Genomic DNA, 14,340 nt, shown 5'->3' on the forward strand with positions numbered 1-14,340 from the left:
GTCCTGTCAGTCGGCGGCGCCGAAGTCATAGTGCAAGTCGCTGTCGCGACGGCTGATGCTGACGCTGGCCAGCGGCTTGCCCTCGAGCAGGCGGGTCAGGAACTCGCGGCTCATGTCCGGCAGCAGGCCGTTGGTGAGGATGGCGTCGATCATGCGGCCACCGCTTTCGGTCTCGGTGCAGCGCGAGACAATCAGCTCGACCACGTCGTCGTCGTAGGCGAAGCCGACCTTGTGGGTACCTTCCACACGCTTGCGAATGCGCTCCAGCTGCAGGCGGGTGATGGCCTTGAGCATGGTGTCGCTGAGCGGGTAGTAGGGGATGGTCACCAGGCGGCCAAGCAGCGCTGGTGGGAAGATCTCCAGCAGCGGCTTGCGCAGCGAAGTGGCCACGGCCTCGGGGTCGGGCAGGGCCTGCGGGTCCTTGCAGGTGTTGGCGATCAGCTCGGTACCGGCGTTGGTGGTGAGCAGGATCAGGGTATTGCGGAAGTCGATCTGGCGGCCTTCGCCGTCTTCCATCACGCCCTTGTCGAACACCTGGAAGAAAATTTCGTGCACGTCGGGGTGGGCTTTTTCCACCTCGTCCAGCAACACCACGCTGTACGGGCGACGGCGCACGGCCTCGGTCAGCACGCCGCCTTCGCCGTAGCCGACGTAGCCGGGTGGCGCGCCCTTGAGGGTCGAGACGGTATGGGCTTCCTGGAATTCGCTCATGTTGATGGTGATCAGGTTCTGTTCACCGCCATACATGGCCTCGGCCAGGGCCAGGGCGGTCTCGGTCTTGCCCACGCCGGAGGTGCCGGCGAGCATGAACACGCCGATCGGCTTGTTCGGGTTGTCGAGGCCTGCGCGGGAGGTCTGGATGCGCTTGGCGATCATCTTCAGCGCGTGATCCTGGCCGATGATGCGCTTGGCCAAATGCGAGTCGAGGTTGAGCACGGTCTCGATCTCGTTGCGCGCCATGCGCCCCACCGGGATACCGGTCCAGTCGGCGACCACCGAGGCCACCGCCTGGTAATCCACGGTTGGCAGGATCAGCGGGCTCTCGCCTTGCAGCTGGCTCAGGCGCTGCTGCAGGTCGATGAGTTTTTCGCGCAGCTCATGGCTGCCCTGCACGTCCACTTCCTGATCTACCACACCGACCTGTTCACGCAGTTGCGCGCGGGTGGCCAGCAGCTCGTCGACCAGGGCTTTCTCCTCGGCCCAACGGCTTTCCAGGGCGGCCAGGCGCTCGCGCTCTTCGGCCAGCAGGCTGTCGGCCTGGGGCTGACGTTGCCCGGTGTTCACACCGATGGCGGCCTCGCGGGCGATGATCTGCAGCTCGACTCCCAGCGCCTCGATGCGCCGACGGCTGTCGTCCACCTCGGCCGGCACCGCGTGCAGGCTGATGGCCACGCGGGCGCAGGCGGTGTCGAGCAGGCTCACCGACTTGTCGGGCAACTGGCGCGCCGGAATGTAGCGGTGCGACAGCTTCACGGCGGCTTCCAGCGCTTCGTCGAGGATCTGCACCTTGTGGTGCTTCTCCATGGTCGAGGCCACGCCGCGCATCATCAGCAGCGCCTTGGCCTCGCTCGGCTCGTCCACTTGGACCACTTGGAAGCGCCGGGTCAGCGCCGGGTCCTTCTCGATGTGCTTCTTGTACTCGGCCCAGGTAGTCGCCGCCACGGTGCGCAGGCTGCCACGGGCAAGGGCCGGTTTGAGCAGGTTGGCGGCATCGCCCGTGCCGGCCGCGCCACCGGCGCCGACCAGGGTGTGGGCTTCGTCGATGAACAGGATGATCGGCTTGGGCGAGGCCTGCACGTCTTCGATGACCTGGCGCAGGCGCTGCTCGAACTCGCCCTTCATGCTGGCGCCGGCCTGCAGCAGGCCGACGTCCAGGCTGCGCAGTTCGACGTCTTTCAGGGCCGGCGGCACGTCGCCGGCGACGATGCGCAGGGCGAAGCCTTCGACCACGGCGGTCTTGCCGACGCCGGCCTCGCCGGTAAGGATCGGGTTGTTCTGGCGGCGGCGCATGAGGATGTCCACCAGCTGGCGGATTTCCTCGTCACGGCCGACGATGGGGTCGAGCTTGCCGCTGCGCGCCTGCTCGGTGAGATCGACGGTGAAGCGCTTGAGCGCCTCCTGCTTGCCCATCGCCGCCGGCGCCACCGCGCCGCTGGCCTCGCCGGGGGCGGCGGCGCTGAAACCATCGCTGGCGGCCAGGTTGTTTTCCGGCGAATCGCCCACGTACTCGTCGAAGCGTTCGCTCAGGGCCTCGACCTTCAGCTTGGCGAACTCGCTGGACAGCCCCAGCAGGGCGTTGCGCAGGCTCGGGGTCTTGAGGATGCCAACCAGCAGGTAGCCGGTGCGCACTTGGCTTTCACCGAACATCAGGCTGCCGTACACCCAGCCGCGCTCAACGGCTTCCTCGACCTGGGAGGATAGGTCGGTGATCGACGTCGAGCCCCGCGGCAGGCGGTCCAGGGCGTCCGTCAGGTCGCGGGCCAGGCGCGCCGGCTCGATGTTGAACTGACGGATGATGCGATGCAGGTCGCTGTCCTGCAGCTGAAGCAACTGGTGCAGCCAGTGCGCCAGCTCGACATAGGGGTTGCCCCGCAGCTTGCAGAACACCGTGGCGGCCTCGATGGCCTTGTAGGCGACGCTGTTGAGTTTGCCGAACAGCGCGGCGCGGCTGATTTCACCCATGGTCCTGACTCCTTGTTGGCGGGGCGTTGACCGGCCGCTCGGCGTAGTACCGGGCGAGCTTCAGGTCGTTGGCATCGTGCGACGGCCGGCCGAGCCAGGTGTCGAACCCCAGGCGTTGGTCGGCATTGAGTTGCAGCGCGGGCACCTGGCCCTGCGCGAGGATGAGGTTGAGGTCCCAGTCCAGCTCCTGGCCCAGGTACTCGGCGACCCACGCAGCCAGCTCGACGAACGCCTGACCGCCGGGGAGCAGGGCGTGGTACTGGTCAAGGGTGAGCGGGCCCAGGCACAGGCGGAACTTGTGCTGGCGGTCCCAGACGTAGCGGCCCAGGCACAGGTCGACGCCCAGGCGGTTGGCGCGCACGCCGAGCTGGCTGCGTTCAGGCAGCTCCAGCCACTGGCCGACGTATTCCTCCAGCTTCACCGGCACGCCGAAGTAGTTGGCCAGGATGCTGCACAGGCCATCCGGGTAGCGGGTCTGCGCGGCCAGGTGACCGGACCAGTGCAGCTTGGCGGTATCGGCCAGCGGCCCCTGGCCTTGCAGCTCCGGTTGACCACGACCGCTGAGGGCCGCCAAGCGCGTGGCCCAGTAATCGTCGCCCGGGCGGTCATGGCTGACGGTTGGACGGGCCTCGGCCCAGGCGCGATAAAACAGGCTCAGCAAGCGGTGGTGGAAGACATCGAGAAAGCGCTTGCTGGTTGGGTCGGCGTGGTTGCGCTGGCGCTCGCGCATGTACTCGGTCAGGTGCAGCGGCAGGGGGCCGTTGGGGCCGCCGAGGCCGAAGAAAAACTGCTCCAGGCGCGCTGGCTGGTCGTCGTTGGCCGTGACCGAGGCCAGCGTCGCCGGGGCGAAGCCGCAGTCCAGGCGCTGGCCTAGGCGCACCGGTTCGTCAGCCAGGCGCAGCGAGTGGCCGAAGCGGGGCAGCTCGGGGTTCTCCGCCTCGAGACGGCGCAGCGCCTGGAAGAAGTCGTACTCCCAGGGCTCAGCCTGCATGGCCTGTAGCGTGTTCACAGGTTCGGCCTGCGCCCGGGCTTGGCTTTCCAGCGCATGATCTCGCCTCGTTCGCTGGTGCGCAGCACGGTTTCGGTGAAGCTGTTGATCGACACGTAACGGGTCAGGAAGCGCTCGAACACCGCGCCCAGCAGGAACACGCCGGTACCGCGGAAGGCGTTCTCGTCGAACGTCAGGGTGATCTCCAGGCCACGGCCGAAGACGATCGGCCCGGGCATCGGCAGGCGCCGCGTGCAGGGTTTGCAGCTGACTTCGCGCAGGCCGTCGATCTGCAGCTGCAGGGCGCTGTCCTGCTGGTCACCGTACAGGCGCAGCAGTTCGCGCAGGGCGGCGGCGCCCTGGCCCTGTTCGGCCAGCGAAAGGTAGTTCAGCGACAGTTGGCTGATCAGGCGCCAGGCCCTGTTGTCGTGGGCGTGGCTGGCCTTCGGTCGGCTGGGGCCGGCCAGGCAGCGCACGGCGGATACCGGGGCGCTGTCGGCCAGGCTGAAATCGCTGCGTCCGTCGCCGACATTCATGAACAGCGGCAGGTCGCGGTTGCTGCACAGCGCGCTGATGCCCAGCTGGCGCAGGTCATGGCGGTATGGCGCCTGGTTGCCATCGACCAGGCTGACGAAGGTCTCGCTGCCCATGTAGCTGGAGCGCGTACCGTTGCGCCGCTGCTCGCTGGAGAGCACGCGCGGTTCGCGGCGCACCAGGTAGTACGCCTGGTCACGGCCATAGCGCGACGGGTCGCGCACCGCGTAGAACGGCAGGAACTCCTGGTCCGGCCCGGTACCGTGGCCGGTGACCCGCTGCAATGAGTGGATCTCGAAATCGGTGGGCCGGGTACGGTCGGCGATCACATGGTGCTCGTGGACCCGGTCGGTCAGGTGGATGCGATCCACCCGGCGCGGGAACAGGTTGATCGCCGGGGTGCAGAACGGCACGAACTGGGCAGGTCCCACGCTGCTTTCCAGCGCGGCGTCGATGCGGTCGAACAGCACCAGCAGCTCCAGCTCCTGGCCGTCGCAGCGCTTGACCGCGCGCTCGAGCCCGGCGAAGTCGACGAACAGGTAGCGCTGGGGCAGGGCGAAGTACTCCTGCAGCAGGCGGTAGCCCTGGAAGGCCTGCGGCACCACCGGCAACGCCGCTTCGCGGTCATCGAAGCCACAGGGCAGCAAGGCGTCCTCGACCGGGATGCGTTCGACCCAGTCGGCGCCCGGCTGGCGCGCGAACACCGCGCAGGCGCTGCCCAGCAGTTGTTCGTACAGGCGGAACGGGGCTTCGTCGGCACCGTTGAGGTACAGCGGCAAGTGCGTCAGCGGCAGGCTGGAGAACGGAATCTCGGCGCCGCTGCGCAGGGTCAGGCGCAACCCGGCGCGGGCTTTCGGTTCGCTGGCGGCCAGGCGCCCGAGCACGGCGCCGGGGTTGCCGAAGTACTCGGCCCGGGCCACCTGCAACGGCCACAGGGTGACGTCCTGGGTGCTGCGAAATTCGCAGGGCGTCTGCGAATTGCGCCCGAGATTGGCGCGCAGGACGCTGTCGCGGGGTAGCTGGAACCCGGCGGCCAGCGAGCCTTCGTCGGGATCGGTCTGCAGTTGCACCACGGTCATCGACGGGGTCGGCGCCAGGTAGTGCGGGTAGGCGATTTCCAGCAGGTTGTGGGTGAAGGTCGGGTATTCGGCGTCGAGCTTGAGCTGCACCCGCGCGGTGAGGTAGGCGAAGCCTTCAAGCAGGCGCTCGACGTAAGGGTCGGCGCACTCGATCCCGGACAGCGTCAGGCGCCCGGCGATCTTCGGGTATTCCTTGGCGAACTCCGCGGCACCCTCGCGGATGTGCTGCAGTTCCTGGTTGTACAGCTCGAGCAGGCGCGGGTTCATGCGCGCCTCCGGCGGTCGGCGGGGGCCACACGCACGTGCCCGGATTCCAGGTCGACGTCGGTCTGCAGCAGCAGCGGCAGGGCCGCCGGCTGGGCCCACAGGTCGCCTTCGATCTCGAAGCTCAGGGCGTTGGCGTTCATCTCGCCGGGCGCGGCCTGGGCGCGTACTTTCAGGGTATGGGCGAGGATGCGCGGCTCGTAGGTGGCGATGGCCTGGTGGATGATGCGTTCGAGCGCGTTGAGGTCGATGTTCGACGCGCTGTTGCCGGCCAATGCCGGCAACCCGTAGTTGATCACCGAGGCGCCGGCCGGGGAGTTCAGCGTGGCGCCGGTGTCGAGCAGCGACGTGGTGTTGAGCAGCCAGGCCAGGTCGCGCAGTACCGAGGCCTTGAGCTGCTGCAGGCTGAGCACGCGCTTGTCGGGGGCTTCCTGCGGGTTGCCCGGGTCATCGTCGGTCAGGCGATCCAGCAGCGAAGGCTGCAGGCGGTCGCGGGTGGCGATTTCGGCTACCACTGGAACATCCCTGTGAACATTTTCTGGTCTTCGAAGCCGGTGTCGCACGAGGCGCTCGGCGCGGGCGTGGAGGCTTCCAGGCCGGCCTGGGTCAGGCGCACGGCGCGCGAGGTCTTCAGGCATTCACCCTTGAGCGTCGGGTGCGGCTGCACATGGGTCACCAGCACGATCGGCGTGCCATTGAACTGCTCGACCCGCGCCTTGCCGGCGTGGTCCGGGCTCAGGCCGCAGGGCCATTGCATGCCCAGCGCCAGGCGCTGTTCGCCGCGATCGAGCACACACTGGCCGGCATTCTGGCTCAACGTCACGGTCTGCCCATCCAGGTTGGCCTGGTTCAGCAGTTCGGCGTCGGCGCAGGCGCTCAGGGCCAGCAGCAGGGCGCCGGCCAGGACAGCGCGGGTCATGTGAGCTCCCAGAACCAGACTTGCTTCGACTGGTAGTTGTGGTCGGAGAAACCTTTGGTCAGGCCGCGGTTCCACAGGTCGATATGGTCGCCCGTGCGGTTCTCCTGGCTTTGCCCGTTGCGGGCGAAGCAGTCCTTGTAGAAGATGATCCCGGTCTTGGCCTTGAGCGCCTCGCGGGCCTTGGCGGTACCGGCAATCTTCAGCGGGTAGAACAATCGTGTCTCCAGCCAGTTGGCCAGGGATTCGGCGCCACGGGCATGGTCGTGGGCGCACTTGGGTTCGGTATAGGTCGACTTGTTGACCTTGAGGCTCATCTCGCCGTTGAGCGCGATGCTCATGCGGATGGCGCACTGGTTGTCCCACCCGCCGTCGCAGGGCGATGACACGCTGGGGTAGGCATTCCACAGGTTGATGAAAGAAGGCTTGGCCATGATGTTCACCGTGAGCGGGTGACGCGTGGGGAGGTGCACCCGCGCCGCACGGTGGCGCGGCACGGGCGCGGTCGATCAGATCTTGACGTTCGAGCGGATGTTCCAGCCGTACTTGATCGGGCCGCCTTCCTTGGTGCCGTCGGCTTTCTGTGGCTGGTAGTCGACGGTGACCTTGGCGAAGTTCAGGGTCACGTTCTCGGTCAGGCGGTCGTCGCTGCCCGAACCGCCGGTGCTCAGCGAGCTGATGATCACCTCTTCGAGGTTGATGATCAGGTACTCGACCTGGCTTTCACCGCCGGCCTTGCGCACCGTCAGCTTGACCTTGTCGATGTGCTTGCCGCTGGAGCAGTGGGCCATCAGGTTGGGGCTGGACTTGTCGATGTACTTGGTGATGGACAGGTCCTGGATGTTGACCTTGCCCGAGCCGCCACCGCTGCCCAGGTGCATGTTGCCGGACTGGGACATGCCCCAGCTCCAGTTCAGCACGTCGATTTCGTCCTTGTGGGCCTTGTCGTGGGACTCGCCCTTGATGTCGCCGATCTTGATGAAAATATCTACAGCCATGATGTCCTCGGGATTTCGCGTCGGTTAGCGTTGAGTGGCTAATCGCGGTTCAGCCCGCCCCCAGCGTGGGAGCGGGCTGGCCCGCGATGATCAGGCCCCTTTGGCCGAAGGCAGCTTCGACACCAGGCGCAGCGACACGGTCAGCCCTTCGAGCTGGTAGTGCGGGCGCAGGTAGAAGCGCGAGTTGTAGTAACCCGGATTGCCTTCGACTTCCTCGACCACCACTTCGGCGGCCGCCAGCGGGTGCTGGGCCTTGGTGGTCTCGGTGGAGTGCGCCGGGTCGCCGTCGACGTAGTTGAGGATCCAGTCCTGCAGCCAGCGCTGCATCTCGTCCTTTTCCTTGAACGAGCCGATCTTGTCGCGAACGATGCACTTCAGGTAATGGGCGAAGCGGCAGGTGGCGAACAGGTACGGCAGACGCGCGGCCAGGTTGGCGTTGGCGGTGGCGTCCGGGTCGTCGTACTCGGCCGGTTTCTGCAGCGACTGGGCGCCGATGAAGGCGGCGAAGTCGGTGTTCTTCTTGTGCAGCAGCGGCATGAAGCCGTTCTTGGCCAGCTCCGCTTCGCGGCGGTCGGAAATGGCGATCTCGGTCGGGCACTTCATGTCCACGCCACCGTCGTCGGTGGGGAAGGTGTGCGCTGGCAGGCCTTCGACTTCGCCACCCGATTCCACGCCGCGGATGCGCGAGCACCAGCCGTAGTGCTTGAACGAGCGGTTGATGTTCACCGCCATGGCGTAGGCGGCGTTGGCCCAGGTGTACTTGCTGCTGTCGGCGCCGTCGGTGTCTTCCTCGAAGGCGAAGGCCTCCACCGGATCGGTCTTGGCGCCGTAGGGCAGGCGCGCCAGGAAGCGCGGCATGGTCAGGCCGATGTAGCGCGAGTCTTCCGATTCGCGCAGCGAGCGCCAGCCGGCGTATTCCGGAGTGGTGAAGATCTTGGTCAGGTCACGGGGGTTGCTCAGCTCCTGCCACGAGCCCATGCCCATCACCGTCGGCGAGGCGGCGGAGATGAACGGCGCGTGCATAGAGGCGCAAACCTTCGACACCTCGCCGAGCAGCTCGACGTCGGGCGGCGACTGGTCGAAGTAGTAGTCGCCCACCAGGCAGCCGTACGGCTCGCCGCCGAACTGGCCGTATTCCTCTTCGTAGAGCTTCTTGAACACCGGGCTCTGGTCCCAGGCGGTGCCCTTGAACTTCTTCAGGGTCTTGTGCAGGTCGGTCTTCGAGATGTTGAGCACGCGGATCTTCAGCTGCTCGTCGCTCTCGGTGTTGTTGACCAGGTAGTGCAGGCCACGCCAGGCGCTTTCCAGTTTCTGGAAGTCATCGTGGTGGATGATCTGGTTGACCTGGGCGGTGAGCTTGGCGTCGATGGCGGCGATGATCTGCTCGATCGAGCCGATGGCATCGTTGGACACCAGGCTGGTCTGCGCCAGGGCCTGCTCGGCGAGGGTGCGCACGGCGCTCTCGACGGCTTCCTTGGCCCGCTCGGTCTTGGGCTTGAATTCCTGCAGCAGGAGGCTGGCGAACTCGCTCGGGTCCTGGGTGGCCGCCTGCGGGGCCTGGCTGTCGCGCAACGGATCGTTCATGGTCGGTCTCCTCAGGCCTTCGGCTCGGTGTCGGCGGGTTTCGGCGCGCTGGCCAGGGCCTGCAGCAGGGCCGGGTCCTTGATGGCCTTGAGGATGATGTCCTCGGCACCGGTCTTGCCGTCCATGTAGGTCAGCAGGTTGGCCAGCTGGGTGCGGGCCTCGAGCAGCTGGTTCAGCGCGTCGACCTTGCGTGCCACGGCGGCGGGGCTGAAGTCGTCCATGCTCTCGAAGGTGATGTCCAGGCTCAGGTTGCCCTCACCGGTCAGCTCGTTGGGCACGTTGAACGCCACGCGGGGCTTCATCGCCTTGAGGCGCGAGTCGAAATTGTCGACGTCGATCTCCAGGAACTTGCGGTCGGCCACCGCCGGCAGTGGTTCGGCGGGCTTGCCGGCGAGGTCCGAGAGCACGCCCATGACGAAGGGCAGCTGGACCTTCTTCTCGGCGCCGTACAGCTCGACGTCATATTCGATCTGCACCCGCGGCGCACGGTTGCGCGCGATGAACTTCTGGGAGCTGTCTTTCGCCACGTTGTTCCTCCTGGTCGCCGGTAAGGCGGCGTTGCTTGTTGCAGGCGTCGGTGTTGATGCGGTGTCGAGGCGTCAGTCGCCTTCGGGGCCGCGCAGGTTCTCGAATTGCGACAGACCCTCGGGGATCAGGTCGCGGACGATGGTCGCGAAATCGGCGTTGACCAGGTTCTTCGCCCGGCGCAGCAGCACCGGCAACGGGCTCGAGGGCTCGTGGCGGGCGTAGTACTGCAGCAGGCGTTCAAGGCTCTGCAGCACGTCGTCGCGGCTGTTCACTTCGCCGGGCCGCGCCGTCGGGCGTGGCGCGGCGGCGCTGGCAACGGGTTGCCGGTCGTCATGGCTGCTGCTGGCGGGTTGGTCTTCGCTGCTGCTCGAAGGCGGCGCTGCGCCTTCCGGGCTGTAGTCGGCCAGCACCTGCTGGACCTGGCGCAGCGGCTGGCGCAACGCGGACAGATCGACGCCGCTGGACGAGCCGACCTGGTCATTGACCCGGCTCTCGATGACGTCAAGGGCGTCGCGGGCCAGATGCAGCGCCTGGCGGCACTGTTCGAGCTGCTCGGGGTCGGCATCGCGCAGGGCGGCGGCCAGTTCCTCTGCGCTCAGCTGCTCGCTGGCGAAGTGCTGCACACCAGCTGCATGCAGGGCGGCGCGCAGGGTCACCGGGCCGAACGCCCGGGAGCGCACCAGCACGGCGTCGCGCAGCAGGCCGATGTTGGTGTCGCAGGTAAGGCCGGCCAGGGCGTTGATGCGTACGGTAGGGTCGTTGTCGTCGGCGGCATCCAGCTGCGGGTGCAGGTGCAGCCAGTATTCGCCGAGCAAGTCGCGGATCAGCTCGAGACTGGCGGCCAGGCCCGGCAGGCCGTGCAGGGCCAGGTTGGCCTGGACCAAAAAGTGGGTGATGCGCAGGTCCTTGCTGCGTTGCAGCAGGTCGGTGCAGGACTGTTCGATGGCGCGCCACTGCGGCGGTTCGGCTGCTTGCACGGCATCGCCCATCACGCGCTCGGGGCGGCCCTGGGCATCGCGTTCCAGTTGCAGGAAATCGGCGTCGTATTCGAGGTCATCGCCGCACGGGAAGTCTGCGGAAACAGCGGCGAGCAGCTGCGGTGAGTTCACCAGAAATCGATCTCCATATCGGCCCTTGGCGAGGGCTTCGTATGCGCCAAGTTGCAAATGTGAATTGGCGCACAAACTTGTCAAAGAATGCGAAGTTGATATCACGGTGATATCACTTTGGCACTCTTAAGTTGCGCATTTATGGTTTATTTCCAAATTGCTGTCAAGGTAAGCTACGCGCCGCGCAAGGCGACTGTGAACCAGTTGGCAACCCTTGGCGTCCATTGGTCAGGTGCCATCAAAGTGCCTTGCCGATAGGGTTTAATACGGCCTTCCGGGAAGCGTGTTTTGGCATCCAGCCCTTGATTTCAAAGGGCTTGGTCGAAATGCCAGGTGGGCTCGTTTATCCACTCAAATGGATGGATGGGTGTTTCATATATATGCAAGGAGGCATGATGGCACTTTGCCTGACCATTACCAGTTATCACAAGATCACCCCGGGGCAGTGCCCGGAGAAGTTGCTGGAAAACGGTGCCATCAGCGTCGGTCGGGCCGCGGATAATGATTGGGTACTTCCCGATCCGGAACGCCTTGTTTCTTCGAAACATTGTGTGATCCAGTTCAAGGATGGTCGCTACTATTTGACCGATAACAGCACCAATGGCGTGGAATTGGTGCATGCTGGCATTCGCCTGCGTCGCGGTAACAGTGAGCCGTTGATGGACGGCGAAGTTATTCGAATTGGCGATTACGAGATCCAGGCACGTATTGATTCCGGCTTGTCGATCCCGATTGCCGGGCAGTCCGAGGCCCATAGTTTCGAGGCCTTGATGGCCAACCAGGTGGCCACTCCGAGCGCGCCCATCGCCGGTGCACCCGCCGCCTTCCTGCAGGGGGCGTCGAGCCACGACACCTTGCCGGATCTGTTCGATTTTCTCGGCCCTTCCAGCGTGCCGCCTGTCAGCCAGCCGGATCATGTCCCCGCGCAGCAGCATGATTTTCGACCGCCCACGCCGGTGGCGCCGCCGCCCGCGCCTTTACCGGTAGCCATGCCCGGCGCGCCGGGCGTGATCCCGGATGACTGGAACCTGTTCGATGAAACCCCGGCACCTGTTATCCAGCCCGCCCCTGTACTGGCGCCAGCACCGCCACCGCCGCTGCCGGAGCCACTGACCCCGAGCGAGCCTGTTGTTCGGCCGCAACCCGTCGTGACGGTTGCCGCGCCTGCTGACAGCGATGCGCTGCTCCAGGCTTTCCTGCGTGGCGCAGGCATCGAGCACCTGCGCATCGACGCCGTCGATGCCGCCGCGCAGATGGAGGCCATTGGCCGCAGCTACCGGCTCATGGTCGAGGGCCTGATCGATGTGTTGCGCGCGCGCAGCAGCCTCAAAGGCGAGTTCCGCATGCAGCAGACCACCATCGCCCCGGTACAGAACAACCCGCTGAAGTTCGCCCCCAATGCCGACGAAGCGCTGTTGTTGCTGCTGCGCGAGGGCAACCAGGCGTTCATGGCCCCCGACCAGGCGGTACGCGACAGTTTCGACGACCTGCGCGCCCACCAACTGGCGGTGATGGCGGGTATCGAGGCGGCGCTCAAGCACCTGCTCAAACGCTTCGAACCCGCCCGCCTGGAGGAACGCCTGGCGCCAGCGGCCGGGCTGGCCAAGCTGTTCGGCGGTTCACGCCAGGCCCATTGCTGGCAGCAATTCACCGAGCTCTACAGCCAGATTTCCCGGGAAGCCGAAGACGACTTCCAGGACCTGTTCGGCCGCGAGTTCAGCCGCGCCTACGAGGCCCACAGCCAACGCATTCAACGTTCCTGAGGCCAATGCCCGGGACACAGGAAGAACACAAGACGTCATGAGGACGAGGATGAGTGCAACAAGACTGATCGCAGCCCTGGCCATGGTGCTGCTCAGTGCCTGCAGCAAGGACACGCCGAGCGAGCCAGCCCCCGAGGCGGCGCCCGCCACGGGGGTCACCCTGTACTTCAGCGCCGCCGCCGGGCTCAACCCCGGTGCCAGCGGCATGCCCGCGCCGGTACGGGTGCGCATCTACGAGCTGAAGAACAGCGCCGCCTTCGCCCGCGCCGACTATTTCGCCTTGGCCGAACGCGCCCAGGCCACCTTGGGCACCGACCTGATCGACCAGGACGAAGTCCTGCTCCAGCCCGGCGAGCAGCTGCGCCTGGAGCGCCCGCTCGACCCGGCCACGCGCCAGATCGGCCTGGTGGTCGGTTACCGCGAGGTCGATCGCGCCCAGTGGCGCAGCGTGCTGCCGGTACCGCCCCGTGATTATCAGATCAGCCTCGATGTGCGCGCCGTGCGCAGCGCCGTGGCCGCCCCACAACCTGAGCCTGCCCGCTAGGCAATCGGAGAAAGCATGTCCTGGAACAATCGCGTGGTCTGGTCGGAAGGGATGTTCATCACCACCCAGCACTTCCAGCAGCACGACCGCTACCTGGAAAACTTCGTCGATGCCCGCAGCCGGCCGCTCAGCGCCGCCGCCTGGGGGTTTTCCGAACTGCTGATCGATCAGGGCCTGCTGGCCCAAGGCAAGCTGGCGATCCTCAGCGCCCGTGGCCTGCTGCCGGATGGCACGCCGTTCGATATTCCCCGTGACGACCTGCCGCCCGCGCCGCTGGAGATTCCCGACGACCTGCGCAACGGTGTGATCCACCTCGGCCTGCCGCTCAAGCGTGCCGGCGCCCGCGATACCGTCGACGACGGCGAGGTGCCTGACGGCGCGCGCTACGTCAGCCGTGTCAGCGAAGTGCGCGACGACAACGCCCCGTTCGAGAACCGCGCGCCGCTTGCCCTGGGCAGCCGTGCATTGCGCCTGCTGCGCGCCGAAGATGGCTTGAGCGACTATGCCGCGCTGGGCGTGGTGCGTATCCGCGAGAAACGTGCCGATCGCGCACTGGTGCTGGATGACAGCTACATCCCGCCACTGCTTGACGTGGCCGCCAGCAACCCGCTCTCAGGCTTTCGTGGTGAGCTGCTGGGCTTGCTGCACCAGCGCGGCGAAGCCCTGGCCGGGCGCGTGGTCGCCTCGGCCAATGGCGGCGCCTCGGAGATCGCCGACTTCATGCTGCTGCAATTGGTCAACCGCGCCCAGCCACTGGTCGAGCACCTCAACCAGCTGACGCCGCTGCACCCCGAGCGGCTGTACAGCGAGCTGGTGGCTTTGGCCGGCGAGTTCGCCACCTTCACCCGCGATGGCCGCCGTCCGGACAGCTACCCGGTGTACCAGCACGACGACCTGGCGGCGACCTTTGCCCCGGTAATGGCCGCGCTGCGCGAGGCGCTGTCGATGCTGATCGACAGCAAGGCCGTGGCCATCCCACTGGTCGAGAAGGCCTACGGCATCCACGTCGGCATGCTCGCCGACCGCAGCCTGCTCGACAGCGCCAGCTTCATCCTGGTGGTGCGCGCCGACGTGCCCAGCGAAACCCTGCGCAGCCGCTTTGGCCAACAGAGCAAGATCGGCGCGGTGGAGCACATCCGCGACCTGGTCAACCTGCAACTGCCGGGCATCGGCCTGCTGCCGCTGCCGGTGGCGCCACGTCAGATTCCGTTCCATGCCGGTTCCACCTACTTCGAGCTCGACCGGGGCAGCGAACACTGGAAGCAGCTGCAGCATTCCGGTGGTTTTGCCTTCTACGTCGCCGGCGAGTTCCCCGGCCTGAACCTGGCCTTCTGGGCCATTCGAGGATAAG

At 66.3% G+C, this 14,340-nt stretch carries 13 protein-coding genes; 3 read left to right on the forward strand and 10 right to left on the reverse strand.

What is annotated here, in order from left to right:
* Positions 1–6: 6 nt before the first annotated feature.
* The 10 genes from tssH to tssA all read right to left on the reverse strand — a co-directional run bounded on the left by tssH (position 7) and on the right by tssA (position 10,682).
* On the reverse strand, positions 7–2,682 hold the full coding sequence (gene tssH, locus DFS21_RS13670) for a type VI secretion system ATPase TssH (RefSeq protein WP_111532502.1): 2,676 nt from the start codon (positions 2,680–2,682) through the stop codon (positions 7–9).
* Entirely contained in the window at positions 2,675–3,724 is a 1,050-nt protein-coding gene (tssG, locus tag DFS21_RS13675) for a type VI secretion system baseplate subunit TssG (protein WP_111532503.1), read from the reverse strand. The genes tssH and tssG overlap by 8 nt, the downstream gene beginning before the upstream one ends.
* Positions 3,688–5,550: a type VI secretion system baseplate subunit TssF gene (tssF, locus tag DFS21_RS13680; RefSeq protein ID WP_110700225.1), complete on the reverse strand. Its 1,863-nt coding sequence runs from the start codon at positions 5,548–5,550 to the stop codon at positions 3,688–3,690. Before tssF ends, tssG begins: the two co-directional genes overlap by 37 nt.
* Complete coding sequence (gene tssE, locus DFS21_RS13685) at positions 5,547–6,062, reverse strand: type VI secretion system baseplate subunit TssE (protein WP_038707176.1); 516 nt, start codon at positions 6,060–6,062, stop codon at positions 5,547–5,549. Before tssE ends, tssF begins: the two co-directional genes overlap by 4 nt.
* Positions 6,056–6,466, reverse strand: coding sequence for a hypothetical protein (locus DFS21_RS13690; RefSeq protein WP_111532504.1), 411 nt, complete (start codon positions 6,464–6,466; stop codon positions 6,056–6,058). The genes tssE and DFS21_RS13690 overlap by 7 nt, the downstream gene beginning before the upstream one ends.
* Positions 6,463–6,897 carry a type VI secretion system amidase effector protein Tae4 gene (locus tag DFS21_RS13695; RefSeq protein WP_110700228.1) on the reverse strand — a complete coding sequence of 145 codons (435 nt, stop codon included), beginning with the start codon at positions 6,895–6,897 and terminating at the stop codon, positions 6,463–6,465. The genes DFS21_RS13690 and DFS21_RS13695 overlap by 4 nt, the downstream gene beginning before the upstream one ends.
* 75 nt (positions 6,898–6,972) lie before the next feature.
* On the reverse strand, positions 6,973–7,461 hold the full coding sequence (locus DFS21_RS13700; RefSeq protein WP_023632508.1) for a type VI secretion system tube protein Hcp: 489 nt from the start codon (positions 7,459–7,461) through the stop codon (positions 6,973–6,975).
* A gap of 90 nt (positions 7,462–7,551) precedes the next feature.
* Positions 7,552–9,045: a type VI secretion system contractile sheath large subunit gene (gene tssC / locus DFS21_RS13705; RefSeq protein ID WP_023632507.1), complete on the reverse strand. Its 1,494-nt coding sequence runs from the start codon at positions 9,043–9,045 to the stop codon at positions 7,552–7,554.
* Between the two features lie 11 nt (positions 9,046–9,056).
* A complete protein-coding gene (gene tssB, locus DFS21_RS13710; protein ID WP_023632506.1) occupies positions 9,057–9,572 on the reverse strand; it encodes a type VI secretion system contractile sheath small subunit in 516 nt (171 codons plus the stop codon).
* 72 nt (positions 9,573–9,644) lie between these two features.
* Positions 9,645–10,682, reverse strand: a complete 1,038-nt coding sequence (gene tssA / locus DFS21_RS13715; protein WP_111532505.1) for a type VI secretion system protein TssA — start codon at positions 10,680–10,682, stop codon at positions 9,645–9,647.
* Between the two features lie 395 nt (positions 10,683–11,077).
* On the opposite strand from tssA, the gene tagH reads away from it, so the two are divergent.
* The 3 genes from tagH to tssK are packed head-to-tail and all read left to right on the forward strand — an operon-like array spanning position 11,078 to position 14,339.
* The gene (gene tagH / locus DFS21_RS13720; RefSeq protein ID WP_110700232.1) at positions 11,078–12,445 is read left to right on the forward strand and encodes a type VI secretion system-associated FHA domain protein TagH; all 1,368 of its coding nucleotides are present in this window, start codon (positions 11,078–11,080) and stop codon (positions 12,443–12,445) included.
* 49 nt (positions 12,446–12,494) lie between these two features.
* Complete coding sequence (tssJ, locus tag DFS21_RS13725) at positions 12,495–12,989, forward strand: type VI secretion system lipoprotein TssJ (protein ID WP_110700234.1); 495 nt, start codon at positions 12,495–12,497, stop codon at positions 12,987–12,989.
* Between the two features lie 15 nt (positions 12,990–13,004).
* Positions 13,005–14,339 (forward strand): type VI secretion system baseplate subunit TssK, encoded by a 1,335-nt coding sequence (tssK, locus tag DFS21_RS13730; protein ID WP_102683421.1) that lies wholly within the window; start codon positions 13,005–13,007, stop codon positions 14,337–14,339.
* The last annotated feature ends 1 nt before the right edge of the window (position 14,340 follow it).

It is taken from the genome of Pseudomonas sp. 2848 (assembly GCF_003253945.1).
Classification (GTDB): Bacteria; Pseudomonadota; Gammaproteobacteria; order Pseudomonadales; family Pseudomonadaceae; genus Aquipseudomonas.

Coding starts and splice junctions, on each gene's coding strand:
- tssH (WP_111532502.1), bottom strand. CDS start 2,682: ATGGGTGAAATCAGCCGCGCCGCGCTGTTCGGCAAACTCAACAGCGTC.
- tssF (WP_110700225.1), bottom strand. CDS start 5,550: ATGAACCCGCGCCTGCTCGAGCTGTACAACCAGGAACTGCAGCACATC.
- DFS21_RS13690 (WP_111532504.1), bottom strand. CDS start 6,466: ATGACCCGCGCTGTCCTGGCCGGCGCCCTGCTGCTGGCCCTGAGCGCC.
- DFS21_RS13695 (WP_110700228.1), bottom strand. CDS start 6,897: ATGGCCAAGCCTTCTTTCATCAACCTGTGGAATGCCTACCCCAGCGTG.
- DFS21_RS13700 (WP_023632508.1), bottom strand. CDS start 7,461: ATGGCTGTAGATATTTTCATCAAGATCGGCGACATCAAGGGCGAGTCC.
- tssC (WP_023632507.1), bottom strand. CDS start 9,045: ATGAACGATCCGTTGCGCGACAGCCAGGCCCCGCAGGCGGCCACCCAG.
- tagH (WP_110700232.1), top strand. CDS start 11,078: ATGGCACTTTGCCTGACCATTACCAGTTATCACAAGATCACCCCGGGG.
- tssJ (WP_110700234.1), top strand. CDS start 12,495: ATGAGTGCAACAAGACTGATCGCAGCCCTGGCCATGGTGCTGCTCAGT.
- tssK (WP_102683421.1), top strand. CDS start 13,005: ATGTCCTGGAACAATCGCGTGGTCTGGTCGGAAGGGATGTTCATCACC.